Annotated in this window: 14 protein-coding genes; 5 read left to right on the top strand and 9 right to left on the bottom strand. The window is 76.4% G+C overall.

Translation table 11 applies throughout. The annotated features are described in order from the left end of the window. Window positions 1–163: 163 nt before the first annotated feature. From ccsA to PYV61_RS09810, 6 genes are all read right to left on the bottom strand, one after another. Entirely contained in the window at window positions 164–871 is a 708-nt protein-coding gene (gene ccsA, locus PYV61_RS09835) for a cytochrome c biogenesis protein CcsA (protein WP_275830871.1), read from the bottom strand. Window positions 872–915: 44 nt separating this feature from the next. After that, window positions 916–1,884 (bottom strand): MBL fold metallo-hydrolase, encoded by a 969-nt coding sequence (locus PYV61_RS09830; protein WP_275830869.1) that lies wholly within the window; start codon window positions 1,882–1,884, stop codon window positions 916–918. A gap of 94 nt (window positions 1,885–1,978) precedes the next feature. Beyond that, window positions 1,979–2,260 carry a hypothetical protein gene (locus tag PYV61_RS09825; protein ID WP_275830867.1) on the bottom strand — a complete coding sequence of 94 codons (282 nt, stop codon included), beginning with the start codon at window positions 2,258–2,260 and terminating at the stop codon, window positions 1,979–1,981. Next, window positions 2,257–3,144 (bottom strand): metallophosphoesterase, encoded by an 888-nt coding sequence (locus PYV61_RS09820; protein ID WP_275830865.1) that lies wholly within the window; start codon window positions 3,142–3,144, stop codon window positions 2,257–2,259. The genes PYV61_RS09825 and PYV61_RS09820 overlap by 4 nt, the downstream gene beginning before the upstream one ends. 16 nt (window positions 3,145–3,160) lie before the next feature. Next, a complete protein-coding gene (gene ftsH, locus PYV61_RS09815) occupies window positions 3,161–5,230 on the bottom strand; it encodes an ATP-dependent zinc metalloprotease FtsH (protein ID WP_275830863.1) in 2,070 nt (689 codons plus the stop codon). A 91-nt stretch (window positions 5,231–5,321) separates the two neighbouring features. Further along, window positions 5,322–6,692: an MFS transporter gene (locus PYV61_RS09810; protein ID WP_275830861.1), complete on the bottom strand. Its 1,371-nt coding sequence runs from the start codon at window positions 6,690–6,692 to the stop codon at window positions 5,322–5,324. 163 nt (window positions 6,693–6,855) lie between these two features. Here PYV61_RS09810 and PYV61_RS09805 point away from each other — a divergent pair, with 163 nt between their 5' ends. Further along, on the top strand, window positions 6,856–7,830 hold the full coding sequence (locus PYV61_RS09805) for an aldo/keto reductase (protein WP_275830859.1): 975 nt from the start codon (window positions 6,856–6,858) through the stop codon (window positions 7,828–7,830). On the opposite strand, the gene PYV61_RS09800 is transcribed toward PYV61_RS09805, so the two are convergent. The 3 genes from PYV61_RS09800 to PYV61_RS09790 form a co-directional block, all read right to left on the bottom strand. Further along, entirely contained in the window at window positions 7,827–8,333 is a 507-nt protein-coding gene (locus PYV61_RS09800; RefSeq protein WP_275830857.1) for an IS5 family transposase, read from the bottom strand. The genes PYV61_RS09805 and PYV61_RS09800 overlap by 4 nt on opposite strands. Next, window positions 8,278–8,703 carry an IS5 family transposase gene (locus PYV61_RS09795; protein ID WP_275830855.1) on the bottom strand — a complete coding sequence of 142 codons (426 nt, stop codon included), beginning with the start codon at window positions 8,701–8,703 and terminating at the stop codon, window positions 8,278–8,280. The genes PYV61_RS09800 and PYV61_RS09795 overlap by 56 nt, the downstream gene beginning before the upstream one ends. A 73-nt stretch (window positions 8,704–8,776) precedes the next feature. Beyond that, window positions 8,777–11,065 (bottom strand): ATP-binding protein, encoded by a 2,289-nt coding sequence (locus PYV61_RS09790; RefSeq protein ID WP_275830853.1) that lies wholly within the window; start codon window positions 11,063–11,065, stop codon window positions 8,777–8,779. Between the two features lie 303 nt (window positions 11,066–11,368). Here PYV61_RS09790 and PYV61_RS09785 point away from each other — a divergent pair, with 303 nt between their 5' ends. From PYV61_RS09785 to PYV61_RS09770, 4 genes are all read left to right on the top strand, one after another. Beyond that, window positions 11,369–12,514, top strand: a complete 1,146-nt coding sequence (locus PYV61_RS09785) for an alpha/beta hydrolase (RefSeq protein WP_275830850.1) — start codon at window positions 11,369–11,371, stop codon at window positions 12,512–12,514. A 128-nt stretch (window positions 12,515–12,642) separates the two neighbouring features. Further along, window positions 12,643–13,098 (top strand): hypothetical protein, encoded by a 456-nt coding sequence (locus tag PYV61_RS09780; protein ID WP_275830848.1) that lies wholly within the window; start codon window positions 12,643–12,645, stop codon window positions 13,096–13,098. Between the two features lie 41 nt (window positions 13,099–13,139). Next, window positions 13,140–14,300 (top strand): histidine kinase, encoded by a 1,161-nt coding sequence (locus PYV61_RS09775; protein WP_275830846.1) that lies wholly within the window; start codon window positions 13,140–13,142, stop codon window positions 14,298–14,300. Next, the coding region (locus PYV61_RS09770; RefSeq protein ID WP_275830844.1) for a response regulator at window positions 14,297–14,764 on the top strand (468 nt) is incomplete at its 3' end. The genes PYV61_RS09775 and PYV61_RS09770, both read left to right, overlap by 4 nt.

Below are 14,764 nucleotides of genomic sequence, written 5' to 3'. Positions count from 1 at the left end.
CGCCGCCGCTGCGCGTGCTCGCGCCGCCGCGCGCCGCGGCGCAGCAGGTGCGCCCCGTAGCCGCCGAACACCACGACCGCCACGACGTACGCGGCGCGGAAGAAGGCCGCGTTGTCCGGCGGGCCGGCGGGCGCGGCGCCGGCCACCGCCTGCAGGAGCGCGATCACGCCCCCTCCTCCAGCGCGCCGAGCGCCTCGCGCTGCCGCGCGATGTGCCAGCGCGCGCGCAGCAGCGCCGCGAACAGCAGCGCGATCGCCGCGAAGCCGAACAGCAATGTGCGCAGCATCTCCGGCGGCATCGACGGCGCGCTGGGCTTCAGGATCACCGGCTGCGGGTGCAGCGTGCGGAAGAGGTACACGCTGAGGTGGATGAACGGCACGAGGAGGAGCGCCAGCAGCCCGAGCACCGCGGAGAAGCGGGCGCGCAGCCCGCGGTCGTCCACCGCGCCGCGCATGACGAGGTAGCCGGCCAGCACGAGCCAGAGGAAGAGCGTCAGCGTCAGGCGCGCGTCCCACGTCCACCAGGTCCCCCACACCGGCTTCCCCCAGATCGGGCCGGTGATGAGGTTCACCGTCATGAAGACGAGCGACACCTCGGCCGCGCTCTCGGCCAGCAGGTCGGCGCGCGCGTCGCGCAGCCACAGGTAGACGCCGCTGCACAGCGCGAGCAGCGGGACCCCGACGTACAGCGCCGTGAACGCCGACGGGACGTGCAGGTACAGGATCTTCTGCGCCGGCCCCTGCATCGCCTCGACGGGGGTGAACCAGACCACCCGCACCACCAGCCCGGCGAGGGCGAGCAGCGCGGCCACGAGCAGCAGGTCGACGCGCGGGGGCGCGTCGTCGGCGAGGGCGACGTCGGGGGTGGTCATGGGCGGAAGCTGGGCGGGCGCACCGGCCGCGCGCCAGGGCGCCGTCAGGCGCCGGCCGCGACCTCCTCGTACGCGGCGGTGAGCGGGTCGCGCGCGTTGGCGGCGGGGAACGCGCCCCACGCCTCGAACCCCGGCATCGGCTCGCGCATCGCCAGCGCCTCCTCGCGCGGGCGCCCGGCCGCCACCTGCCGCTCGGCGAGCGCCAGCACCGCCAGCAGGTAGTCGCGGAACTGCAGCACGTCGGCCTGCGCCACCGTCACCGGGAGCCCGGTGTTGGCGTGGCCGCAGATGTAGACCGTGTCGCGCGCGTGCGCGTTCGCGACCTCCTGGAGGAGCCGCGCCCAGTTGCGCATCGACGCCCCCGCCGCGCGGTCCACCACCGGGTGGCGGCGGAACGACAGCAGGTCGCCCATGTGGACGACGTTGGCGCGCTCGAACGTGATGACCGCGTCGCCGCTGGTGTGCCCGCGCCCGTAGTGCCGCGCGACCACCCGCTCGTCGCCGACGTCGCCGGCCCACGTGTGCTGGAACGTCGTGTCGGGGTAGAGCATCTCGGGCGCGCCCGGCGTCGCGGCGGGCGGCTGCGCGGCGGGCGGCTGCGCCGGCGCCCCCGGGGCGCGCCGCATGTGCTGGTCGGCCATCCCGTGCGCGACCACCTTCCGCGCCACGCCGCGGAAGACGCCGTTCCCCCCCGAGTGGTCGCCGTGGTGGTGCGTGTTCACCAGCAGGTCGACGCCGCGGTTCCCCGACCGCGCCTGCAGCCCCTCGAGCAGCGCCCGCGCCTCGGCGGGGAACTGCGTGTCCACCACCACGACGCCGCGCGGGCTCACCAGCCAGCCGACCGTTCCGCCGCGCATGGTGAAGGTGCCGACGTTGCGGCGCACCGGGGTGAACGTCGGCGCCGCCGGCGGCGGCTGCGGCGGCTGCGCGAACGCCGCCAGCGGGCCGGCGAGGGCGGCGGCGAGCGCCGCGCCGGCGGAGGTGACGAGGAAGTCGCGGCGGGTCGGGGCCATCGGCGGGGCGGTGGGGTGGGCGTGCGGGCGGGGCGCCGGAACGATGGACGGCGGCACGCCGCCGCGCCATCCGTCGGGCGCGCTCCGCGCGCGGCTACGCCGGGTCGGCGTCGGGGAACGCGTACGCGTCGCGCGGCACCACGGCGAGGCGCGGCGCGCCGCCGCCCGGCGCGGGGGTCACGCGCAGCAGCACCTCCTCCTCGCCCGCGGCGCGCAGGCGCAGGTACGCCGCGCCCGCGCCGAGGTGCGGCGCCAGCCGGCGGGCGAGCAGCGTGCGCGCCGCGTCGCGGAACGACGGCGCCTTGATCGTCCCGCGCGCGGGGTCGACCCCGTCGCCGCCCAGCCGCCACCGGTACGTCGGCCACGACGTGCTCACGGCGCGCCGCCCCCCACCAGCGTGCACAGGTGCACCTCGGCGCGCGCGAACAGGCGCACCGGGATCGTGCTGCAGCCGACGCCGCGGCTGACCAGCAGCGCGCGCCGCCCGTCGGGGCCGAGGCGGTGGAGGCCGCGCGCGAACCGGCGGCTGAGCGCCCCCTCGGGGACGACCAGCGGCGTGCCGTCGGGGAGCGCCACCTGCCCGCCGTGCGTGTGCCCGCACAGCGCGACGTCGAAGGGGCGCGCGCCGATCGTGAGCAGCCCGTCGGGCGAGTGCATCAGCACGACCCGCGTCCCCGGCACCCCGTCGAGCGCGCAGTCGGCGCGCGCGACGCCGCGCGTCGGGTCGTCGAGCCCGCACAGCCAGACGTCGTCGTGCGGCGGCGGGAGCGGCGCCGCGCGGTTGGTGAGCAGCTCGACCCCGGCGGCGCGCAGGCGCTCGGCGACGTACGCGTCGTCGCCCATCAGGTCGTGGTTGCCCAGCACCGCGTAGCGCCCGAGCGGCGCCGGGATCGCCGCCAGCAGCGGGGCGAGGCGGTCCACGTGGCGCGCGTGCAGCTCGACGAAGTCGCCGGCCAACAGCAGGACGTCGGGGGCCGCCGCGGCCAGCGCCCCGCACGCGCGTTCGAGCACCGCGGGGTGCGTGGTGGGGCCGGCGTGGAAGTCGGCGGCGAACCCCACGCGCAGCGGCGGCGCGCCGGGCGCGCGCCCCGGCAGGCGGAGCGTGAGCGCGCGCAGGCGCGGGTCCGGCTGCAGCCCGAGCCCGCGCGCGAGCACCGCCGGCCACCCGCCGCCGTAGAGGCGCGCGAGGGCGAGCTGCAGCACGCGCATCCCGCGCGTCATCCCGCGGGCGCGCCCGAAGGTGCGGATGCGGCGGCGCATCGGCGTGCGCCCGCGCTCAGGCGACGCGCTGCGGGTGCGGCATGTCGGCGGCGATCCCCTCCAGCGGCCGCGTCTCCAGCGCCGGCGCCGGCGGGAGCCCCGTCACGGCGAGGATCTCGCGCTCGTCGAGCGTCTCGCGCTCCAGCAGCGCCCGCGCGAGCGCGTCGAGCGCGGCGCGGTGCTCGCCGAGCAGCCGCAGCGCCTCGTCGCGGCTCTCGGCGATGATGCGCCGCACCTCCTCGTCCACCGCCTGCGCGGTGGCCTCGCTGATCTCGCGCGACCCGCCCGCGGGCGCGCCGCCGAGGAAGCGGTTCCCCGCGGGCGCGAGCTGCACCATCCCGAGCCGCTCGCTCATCCCCCACCGCGTCACCATGCTGCGCGCGAGCCCCGTCGCCTGCTCGATGTCGTTCTCGGCGCCCGTGGTGCGCGTCCCGTACACGACCTCCTCGGCCGCGCGCCCGCCGAGGATCCCGACGATGCGCGCGCGCAGGTACTGCTCCGGGTAGTTGTAGCGGTCCGCGTCGGGGCGCTGGTAGGTGACGCCCAGCGCCTGCCCGCGCGGCACGATCGTGACGCGGTGCACCGGGTCGGCGCCGGGGACCACGAGCCCCAGGATCGCGTGCCCGCCCTCGTGGTAGGCGATCCGCTCGCGGTCGGCGCGGCTCAGCACCAGCGGGCGCTCCGGCCCGAGGACGATCTTCTCCAGCGCGTCCAGGAAGTCCTTGTGCGTCACCTGCTCGCGCTCGCGCCGCGCGGCCAGCAGCGCCGCCTCGTTGACGAGGTTGCGCAGGTCGGCGCCCGAGAGCCCCGGCGTCGCCGCCGCGATCTCCTCGAGGCGCACGTCGGGCGAGAGCGGCACCTGCCGCGTGTGGACCTTCAGGATCGCCTCGCGCCCGTTCCGGTCGGGCGGGTTCACGACGACGCGCCGGTCGAAGCGCCCCGGGCGCAGCAGCGCGCGGTCGAGCACGTCCGGCTGGTTCGTCGCCGCCAGCACGATGATCCCCTGGCGGCTGGAGAAGCCGTCCATCTCGGTGAGGATCTGGTTGAGCGTCTGCTCGTGCTCGCTCGTCCCGCCGAACCCCGCCATGTTGCCGCGCGCGCGCCCGATCGAGTCCAGCTCGTCGATGAAGATGATGGCCGGCGCCTGCTCGCGCGCCTGCCGGAAGAGGTCGCGCACGCGCGCCGCGCCCACGCCGACGACCATCTCGACGAACTCCGAGGCGCTCATCGAGAAGAAGGGGACCCCCGCCTCGCCGGCCACCGCGCGCGCGAGCAGCGTCTTGCCGGTGCCGGGCGAGCCGACGAGCAGCACCCCCTTGGGCGCCGTCCCGCCGAGCCGCGTGTACTTCGCCGGGTCGCGCAGGAAGTCCACCACCTCGACCAGCTCGTTCTCCGCCTCGTCGATGCCGGCGACGTCCTCGAAGGTGACGCGCCCCTCGGCGTTGGTGTCGACGCGGCGCGCCGTGCTCTTCCCGAGCCCGCCCCCGAGCGCGCCCCCCAGCCCGCCGCGCGTGGCCCGGCGGAAGATCCACACGTAGATGCCGATCAGCAGCAGCGTCGGCGCGAAGCTGAACAGGACGCTCTGCCAGAAGCTCTGCCGCTGGATCGGCTCGGCGCTGATCTCGACGCCGTTGCCGATGAGCAGCTGCTCGAGCCCGGGGTCGGCGAAGGCCGGCAGCTCGGTGGCGAAGTCGGTGACCGGACGCGGCGCGACCGAGCGCCGGCGCTCGCGCCGCCCGGGCGCGGCGGCCGCGGCGACGGCGGTGGTGTCGGGCCACGTCACCGCGCGCGCGAAGCGGCCGGTGATGCTCACCCCGCGGCTGTAGATCGCCTCGACGTTCCGGGCGAGCACCTGCTGGCGGAAGAACGTGTACGGCACCGTCGCGATCGGCTCCGGCGGGAAGAGCAGCCGGGCGATCGCGACGTTGACCAGCAGCACGAGGAGGAAGGTCAGCCAGGTGCGGCGCGGCGGCATCGGCGGGCGCCTGGCCTCGTCGGCGCCTCCCTGGGCCGAGCGGGCGTCGTTGCGCGGGCCGGGGGCGGGCGGGGCGGCGGGGGCGGGCGCGACGGGCGGGCTCTGGGGCATCGTGCGGCGGGTCGGCGACGGGTGGGGAACCGTCCCGCACAGCGCACGGACCCGGCCAGCGCGTCGGCGAGCGGCGCGCCGGCCGTCCGCCTCAGGCCACGGCGGGCGCCCCGACCGGGGCCCCGGCCACGGCCGCGCGCTCCTCGCGCGCCGCCTGCACCGCGCGGTAGCGCCGCCCCAGCCAGAGCGCCACGAACACCCACGCGAGGCAGAACGGCACCATCACCAGCGACACGCCCGTGAAGCCGAGCCCGAGCCAGCCGATCGCCGTGTACGCCCACGCCCCCGCCTGGTCGCCGACGCGGTAGACGAAGGTGTCGTTGAAGTTCTTCGACTTGTACTTGTCGGTGCGCGACAGGACGGTGTAGAGCACCTCGCGCGCCGGGCGGTGCACCATGAAGTTGCCGGCGCGCCGCGCCACCTGCAGCCCGACCAGCACGGCCAGCGACGGCGCCGCCGCCAGCACGCCGAAGCCGACGACGCTGATCGCGGGCAGGAAGGCGAGCCCCGCGCCGACGCCGAGCCAGCGCAGGACGCGCGAGGTGACGAACAGCTGGCCGACGAGGGTGATCGCGTTCACCAGCAGGTCGACGTTGGCGAAGAACGCCGTGCGCCGCCCCGAGTCGTCGCCGAACACCTGCTTGGTGAGCTCCGCCTGCTGGAAGTAGACGAAGGTGCTCGACACGGTGTAGAAGAGCATCACGAGCGCGATGCCGAGCAGGTACGGCGACGCGAGCACGTGCCGCACCCCCTCGAACACGCCGCCGCCGATCTTCTCGGCGCGCTTCTGCTCGACCGCCGCCGGCGCGGCCGCGCCCGCGTCCTCGCGCGCCGCCGCGGCCATCTTCCCCTCCTGCCCGTCGAGCACGCGCGCCGCCTGCGACGCCACCTCGAGCAGCACCGCCGAGACGAGGAGCAGGTTGAGCGCGCCGAGCGGCTTGACCAGCAGCGACGTGATGGTCGAGCCGAGCATGGCGCCGAGCGTCCCGCCGACGGCCAGGAAGCCGAAGAGGCGCTTGCTCTGCTCGGGGCGGTAGACGTCCGTCACCAGCGACCAGAAGACGGACACCACGAACAGGTTGAAGACGCTGACCCAGATGTAGAACACGCGCCCGACCCACACCGCCTGCGCGTCCCCGACGCCCCGCAGGAGGAGGAAGAACGCCACCAGGTTCAGGATGAAGAACCGGTTGATGTACGGGACGAACTTCCGGCGGGGGAGCCGCGACACGAGCGCGGTGTAGACGGGGTGCAGGAGCAGCATCCCGACCAGCGTGCCGGTGAACAGCCACGCCAGGTTCTCGACCCCGCCCCGCACCCCCATGTCGTCCCGGATGGGGCGCAGGATGTAGTAGGCCGAGAGGGTGAGGAAGTAGTAGGCGAAGGAGGCGAGGAGCGCCGTCCACTCCCCCTCGCGGGCGTTCACCAGGCGGCCGAGTCCGGAGCGGATCGAGGCGATCATGCGGCGGAAGGGGAGGGGGCGGGGCGGGCGACCGGACGAATACGCGTCGGACGGTGCACCGTTGCGCCCCCCGTTGGCAACGTTCGGTCAACTCTGCGGGCGCCGGCGGCAACACCCCCCGCGCCCGCGGCGTATACTGCGTCGACCCTTACCGGAGACAACCATGGTCACCCGTCGCGAGTGGCTGGGGATCGCCGCCGGCGTGGGCGCCACGCTCGGCGCCACGCCCCGCCTCCTCTCGGCCCTGCAGGCAACGCTGGCGCAGGGGCAGCTGCTGCAGAAGGCCATCCCGTCGTCCGGGGAGCGCATCCCCGTCATCGGGCTGGGCTCCTCGGCCACGTTCTCGCAGGTCGCGCGCACGGAGGACGTCACCGCGCTGCGCGAGGTGCTCAAGACCATGGCCGACCGCGGCGGCCGCGTGTTCGACACGGCGCCCAGCTACGGATCGTCGGAGGAGGTCGCGGGGCGCCTCGCCAACGAGCTGGGGCTCCAGGAGAAGCTGTTCTGGGCGACGAAGCTCAACGTCGCCGGGCGCGGGGGCGGGAACGCCGACCCGGCCGCCGCCCGCGCGCAGGTCGAGGCCTCGTTCGCGCGCATCAAGAAGCCCAAGATCGACCTGATCCAGGTCCACAACATGGGCGACCCGGCGACGCAGCTCCCCATCCTGCAGGAGCTGAAGAAGCAGGGGCGGGTGCGCTACGTCGGCATCACGACGACCTTCCCGCAGCAGTACGCGCAGCTCGTCGAGGTGATGCGCAACGAGCCGCTCGACTTCATCGGCGTCGACTACGCGGTCGACAACCGCGACGTCGAGGAGACGATCCTCCCGCTGGCGCAGCAGCGGAAGATCGGCGTGCTGGCGTACGCGCCGTTCGGGCGCACGAGCCTCTTCCGCCGCACCGCGGGGACGCCGCTCCCCGACTGGGCGAAGGAGTTCGACGCCGCGACGTGGGCGCAGTTCTTCCTCAAGTTCGTGGTCTCGCACCCCGCGATCACGGCGGCCACGCCGGCCACCAGCCAGGCGAAGAACATGATCGACAACCTGGGCGGCGGGATCGGGAAGCTCCCCGACGCGGCGACGCGCAAGCGGATGGCCGACTTCATCGACGCGCTCCCGGCCCCCGCGGCCGGCCGCTAGGCTCCGTCTGAGAAGTAGCGGCGGAGCGTGAGGCGAACGAGGCCGAGGACCGCCCAGGCGCGGTAGCTGACGGCCAGCTTGTCGGCGCGCTGGGCGACGCGGCGGAACTCCTTCAGGTGCCCGACCGTGCACTCGATGACGTGGCGCCGGCGGTAGAGGCGGCGGTCCTCGGCCGTCCAGCGCCGCCGGCGCACGCGGGGCTGGTCCTCGCGCCGCGGCAGCACCGGCGTGACGCGGTGCCGCCGACACCAGCGGCGCACCGGCCCGAAGCTGTAGCCCTTGTCGCCCGCGAGCGCGTCGGGGTAGCGCCGCGGGGCGCCCCGCGCGCCGGGCACACGCACGCTGTCGAGCAGCGCGGGCGCCGCGGCGAGGTCGCTGGCTTGGCCGGCGTGCACCGCCACGGCCAGCCCGAGCCCGCGGCCGTCGGTCACCAGCGAGAGCTTGGTGCTAAACCCGCCGCGGCTGCGCCCGAGCGCGTGGTCGGGCGGCTCGCCCGCGGGCACGTTTTCCCCCCGCGCCCGCGGCGGCGCGGTGCGCCCGGACGATGGTCGAGTCGACGCAGAACACGGCGAAGTCGACGGCGTTGTACTCCGAGCGCAGCGTGCGTTGGAGCGCCCGGTGGATCGCGTCCCACACGCCCTCGCGCTCCCAGCGGCGGAAGTAGTAGTGGCACGTCTGCCAGGGCGGGTAGCGCGCCGGCAGGTCGCGCCAGCTCGCCCCGGTGGCCAGCATCCACAGGATCCCGTTCAGGATCGGCCGGCGGTCCCGCGGCGGTCGCCCCCGCGCGGCCGGCGCGGGGAGCAGCGGCGCGAGGCGGCGCCACTCGGCCTCGGTGAGGTCGTGCCGCTCGACGATCTCGTACGTGGAACGCATGCGGCCCTGCCCAGCGGGAGACACCGGGCAGGGCCGCAAACCGCATTCTCAGACGGAGCCTAGCGGCCGGCCGCTATCGGTCGGCGCTGGGGGCGCTGGGAGCGCGCGGCAAGGTGAGGGTGAACGTGCTCCCCTCGCCCTGCGCGCTCTCGACCGTGAGGTCCCCGCCCATCCCGCGCGCGAGGTCGCGGCTGATCGCCAGCCCGAGCCCCGTGCCCCCCTGCGCCCGCGTGTAGGCCGAGTCGACCTGCACGAACGGCTCGAACACGCGGTCGCGCAGCTCCGCCGGGATGCCGACGCCGGTGTCGGCGACGGTGACGCGCACCGCCCCGTCCCCGTCGGCCGCCGCGGCGAGCGCCACGCGCCCCCCGGCCTCGGTGAACTTCACCGCGTTGCCCAGCAGGTTGAGCACGATCTGCTGCAGCTTCTCGCGGTCCGCGCGCACGCGCAGCGCCGGGTCGGCGCCCGCGTAGGCCGCGTGCAGCGCCCGCGCCCGCACCTGCGGCGCCACCAGCGCCTCGCAGACGCGCAGCACCTCGTCGACGGCCACGTCGTCGAGCGCGTAGTGCACCGCCCCCGCCTCCACCTTGGCGTAGTTCAGCACCCCGTTGACGAGGCCGAGCAGGTGGCGCTGCGCGCGCTGGATGCGCCCCAGGTCCGCCAGCTGGTCGGCGGTCACCGGGCCGCGCACCCCCAGCTCCAGCAGCTCGACGTAGCCGCCGATCGCGTTGAGCGGCGTGCGCAGCTCGTGGCTCATCGTGGCCAGGAAGGCGCCCTTCGCCTGGTTGGCCTCCTCGGCGCGCGCGCGCGCCGACTCGCTCTCGGCCAGCAGCCGCTCGCGCTCGCGCGCGGCCGCGCGCAGCGCCGCGTCGGCCCGCGCCAGCTCGGTGACGTCGCGCCCCTGGACGAGGATCCCCGTCACCCGCGCGTCGCCGGCGGCGCCCTCGGTCAGCGGCTGGTAGGTCAGGTCGATGTCGCGCGTCTCCACCGGGCCGCCCGCCACGGGCTGCAGCTGGATCGGCAGCGCGTGCCCCACGAACGCCGTGCCGGTCGCGTACACGCGGTCGAGCAGCTCGTAGAAGCCCTGGTCGGCCAGCTCGGGGAACGCCTCGCGCACGGTGAGCCCGAGCAGCGCGCGGTGCGACGAGATCTGCGCGTACGGGCCGTTCACGTACTCGTAGCGGTGCTCCGGCCCGCGCAGCACCGCCACGAACCCCGGCGCCTGGTCGAAGGCCTGCCGCAGCCGGTCGCGCTCCGCCGCCAGCTCGCCGAGCAGCCGCTCGCGCTCGCGCGCCGCCGCCCGCGCCGCGGTGCGGTCGGTGAACAGGATCGCGACCACCCGCGCCTCGAGGGCGCCGACGCGGAACGCGAACACGTCGAACCAGCGCCCCATCGCGTCCGACCCCTGCTCGAAGCGGGTCGGCTCGCCGGTGAGCGCCACGCGGCCGTACAGGTCCACCCAGTGCTGCTCGAGCCCCGGCACCAGCTCGCGCGCCGTGCGCCCCATCGCGTCCGCGAGCCCGGTCTGCCCCGCGAACGCCGCGTTGGCCTCGAGGAAGCGGTAGTCGCGCGGCCGGCCGCCGGCGTCGAGCAGCACCTCGACGAGGCAGAAGCCCTGGTCCATCGTGTCGAACAGCGCGCGGTACTTCGCCTCGCTCGCCGCCGCGGCCGCGCGCGCCCCGTCGGCCGCCGCGACCTGCTCTTCCAGGGTCGCGGCGGCGGCGCGCAGCTCCTCGGCCTGTTCGCCCAGCACGCGCGCGTTCTGCTGCAGCTGCACGTTGCCCAGCGCCAGCGCCACCTGCTGCTGCGACAGCCGGTCGTTCACGCGCGCCAGCTCGTCGCCCCGCGCCGCCAGCGCCGTCTCCGCGTGCGCGCGCCGCCGCTCGGCCAGCACGCGCCCCGTCGTCTCCTGCGTCACCACCAGCACCCCGGCGGGGCGCCCGGCGTCGTCGAAGGCGGGGCCGTAGCTGTAGGTCCAGAACGTCTCCTCGACCCGCCCGCGGCGCGGCAGCGGCACCGGCTGGTCCTCGTGCCAGGTGGCGACGCCGGTGGCCACCACCCGGTCGATCTGCGGGCCGACGATCTCCCACACCGCGCCGCGCCAGCAGTCGGCGGCGCGCATCCCGAGCGCCTCGGGGTGGCGTCCCGGGCCCAGCGTGGGGACGTACGCGTCGTTGTACAGCTGCACGCGCTCGTCCCCCCAGAAGAGGATCATCGGGTGCCGGGCGGCGAGCAGCATCGCGACCGTGGTGCGCAGGCTGACCGGCCACGCCTCCGTGGGGCCGAGCGGGGTCGCCGCCCAGTCGAGCTCCCGGCAGCGGCGCGCCATCTCGGAGTCGCCGGCGAACATCGCCGGCGCCACTCCCTGCTCCCGTCCTTCCACCGTCCCTCCGCCGCTCGCGGCGTCCCGTGGCCCCGCGTTCGGCGGTCGCCGCGCGCAGGCGCGCGCCATTGCGAGATCCCTGCCCGCGTCCCGTGCGGCCTCCGGGGCGCCGCGACCGGCACCCGGCGCGCCCCCGCCGGTGTGGCGGCGCTCTTGCCCTAGCCGGCCTGCCGCAGTGCCCGCGCCGTGCAGGGTCGTGAGCGGGCCCGCGTGCGCCGGAGCCGACGAGCGGCCCCGGCGCGCGACGGCGAGGCGACGCTCGAGGGACGGGAGGGAGGGAGCATGGGAGACGCGACGACGCGGCGGACCGCCGCGCGACACGCACGGGCGCTGGGGGTCGGGGTGGCGCTGCTGGCCGGGTGCGGCGGCGGCGGGGAGCGGCGCGCCGACTCGGCGGGCGGCGCGGTGACCGACGACGGGGCGGCGGTGGGCGCGCCCGCGTCGGCGGCGGCCAGCGCGGCGGCGGCCGCGGAGCCCGAGATGCAGGCGGTGCTCGACCAGCACGCGAAGCTCGGCCCGAAGCCGATCGAGACGCTCACCCCCGAGGAGGCGCGCCGGCAGCCGACGCCCGCCGACGCGGTGACGGCGCTGCTGGTCGCGCAGGGGAAGGACACCACGCCGGCCGCGCTGGTGCCCGGGGTGACCGCGGCCGACCGCACGGTGCGCGGCGCGGCCGGCGACCTGCCGGCGACCGTGTACACGCCCGAGGGCGCGGGGCCGTTCCCGGTGGTCGTGTACTTCCACGGCGGCGGGTGGGTGATCGCCGACCGCAAGGTCTACGACGGCGGCGCGCGCGGGCTGGCGAAGGCGGCCAACGCGGTGGTCGTGTCGGTCGACTACCGCCGCGCGCCCGAGGCCAAGTTCCCGGCGCAGCACGACGACGCGCTGGCCGCCTACCGGTGGGCGCTGGCCAACGCGGCGTCGATCAAGGGCGACCCGAAGCGCGTCGCGCTGGCCGGCGAGAGCGCGGGCGGCAACCTGGCCGTCGCCACCGCGGTCGCGGCGCGCGACGCGGGGCTGCAGGCGCCGGCGGCGGTGGTGTCGGTGTACCCCATCGCGCAGCCCGACACGACGACCGCGTCGTACGCGACCTACGCCGCGGCGAAGCCGCTCAACCGGCCGATGATGGGGTGGTTCGCGAAGCACACGACGCGCACCCCGGCCGACCTGCAGGACCCGCGCATCGCGCTCGTGAAGGCGAACCTCGCCAACCTGCCGCCGGTGACGATCGTCAACGCCGAGATCGACCCGCTGCGCGACGACGGGGCGATGCTGGAGCGCGCGCTGAAGGCCGCCGACGTCCCGGTGGAGCGCCGCCTGTACGACGGCGTGGCGCACGAGTTCTTCGGGATGGCGGCCGTCGAGGCGAGGGCGAAGGACGCGCAGGCGTACGCCGGGTCGCGCCTGAAGGCGGCGTTCGGCGGCTGACGGACGGCCCGCGGCGCGGCGCGACCGGTCCGGCCCGCGCCGCGTCCACCTCGCGTCACCGCGGCGTCGGCGGGTGCCGCGCGCGCCTACCCTGGGGGCACACCACCCTCGACCGGGAGCGCCCCGCCATGTCCGACGCCATGTCCGACGCCATCGCTCGTCCCCGCCGTCGCCCCGCGCGGCTCGCCGCCGCGGCGCTGGCCGCCGTCCTCTCGGCGTCCGCGACGGCCGGCGCGCAGTCGACGCGGCCGCCCGCCGCGACGCCCCCCGACCTGCAGGGGCTCTGGGACTTCACGATGCGCGTGGGGGAGCGGACGTCCCCCGGCTTCCTCGCGCTCGGCCCGGTCGAGCGGGGGTGGGCGGGCTCGATCACGATGTACCTCACGAACACGCTGGCGATCCGCGCGCTCACCGTGGACGGCGACTCGGTGCGGATGGTCGTCGCCTCGCGCGAGGGGGACGTGCGGTTCCTGGCGCGGCTGGCCGACGACGGGCGCACGATGGACGGCATCGTCGAGTACCACGGCGGCGCGCGCCTCCCGATGACGGCCACGCGCCGCGTCCCGCCGGCCGCGCCGCGCTGACCGCCCTTGATCGCGCCGCGCCCCGCCCCCGATACTGGGTGGTGACGACACGCGCGCGGGGGACGGGGGACGCCGGCGCTCCGGCGATCGCCGCGGAGAGCGTCACGGAGCGGCGCGTCGTGCCGGTGGGCGCCGTCGTGCTGACGACGTTCTTCGCCCTCCTCTACGCGCTGCGCGGCGGCATCGCGGCCCTCGACCGCGGCGAGGAGGCGCGCTGGGGCCAGCAGGTGGTCTGGTCGCTCGCGATGTGGTGGACGTGCCTCCCGCTGCTGCCGCCGCTCGCGGCCCTCGTGCGCCGCTTCCCCGTCGGGCGCCCGCGCCCGTGGCGCAACGCGGGCGTCCTCCTGCTCGGCATCTGCGCGGCCGCCTGGCTCCGCCACGTCGTCATGACCCCCGTCGTCGTGGCGGTCTCCGGCGTCCCCGACGTCGCGGCGAGCGCCGCCGCGCGGAGCCTCACCTACTTCACCGTCTTCCTCGTGATGGTCGCGCTCCTCCACGCGGCCCACTACTATCGCGCGGAGCGCGCCCGCGCGGTGCGCGAGGCGGCGCTCGCCCGCGGGCTCGCCGAGGCGCGGCTGGCCGCGCTGCGGACGCAGCTGCAGCCGCACTTCGTCTTCAACGTGCTCAACGCGGTCACGACCCTCGTGCACGCCGACCCGATGGCGGCCGACCGCATGCTCACGCGCTTCGCGGCGCTGCTGCGCGTGATCCTGCACGAGCGGGCGGAGGAGCACGCGCTCGAGCGCGAGCTCGACCTGCTGGCGCGCTACGTGGAGCTGATGCAGCTGCGCTTCGGCGACCGCATCGCCGTCGAGTGGGAGGTGGCCGACGCGGCGCGCGGCGCGCGCGTCCCCTTCCTGGTGCTGCAGCCGCTGGTCGAGAACGCGTACGAGCACGGGCTCGCGGGGCGCGAGGCGGGCGGACGCGTGCGGATCGGCGCGGCCCGCGCGGGCGACGCCCTCCGACTCGTCGTCGAGGACGACGGCGCGGGGCTCGACGGGGAGGGGGCGCCGTCGGGCGGGCGCGGGGACGCGGGGACGGGCGGCGGCATCGGCCTGCGCAACACGCGCGACCGCCTCGCCCAGCTCTACGGCGCGCGCGCCTCGCTCGCGCTGGAGCGGCCGCCCGGCGGCGGCACGCGCGCGCTGGTGACGCTGCCGTTCGTCGACGGCGCGCGCGGGAACGGGGGGCCGCGTCCGTGAGCCGCGCCTGGAAGGTGCTGGTCGCCGACGACGAGCCGCTCGCCCGCGCCCGGCTGCGCGCGCTGCTCGCGCGGCACCCCGAGTTCGAGCTCACGGCGGAATGCGGGAGCGGCGCGGCCGTCCTCGCCGCGCTCCGCGACGGCCCCGCCGACGTGCTGCTGCTCGACATCCGCATGCCCGGCCTCGACGGCATCGCGACGGTCGAGGCGCTCGCGCGGGAGGCGCCGTGGTCGGTGGAGCGCCCGCCGTGCGTCGTGTTCGTCACCGCGAGCGAGGAGCACGCGATCCGGGCGTTCGACCTCGACGCGGTCGACTACCTGGTCAAGCCGGTCGACATCGACCGCTTCGACCGGGCGATGCGGCGGCTGCTCGCGACGCTCGGGGCGCCGTCGCGGGCCCCCGACGCCGGCGCGATCGCCGCCGCCGGCGCGGCGGTGGCGGCCGCGCTGCGCGCGCTCGGCGTC

Source organism: Roseisolibacter sp. H3M3-2 (assembly GCF_029211165.1).
Taxonomy (GTDB): domain Bacteria; phylum Gemmatimonadota; class Gemmatimonadetes; order Gemmatimonadales; family Gemmatimonadaceae; genus Roseisolibacter.
This window is presented reverse-complemented; position numbering and strand designations above follow the sequence as displayed.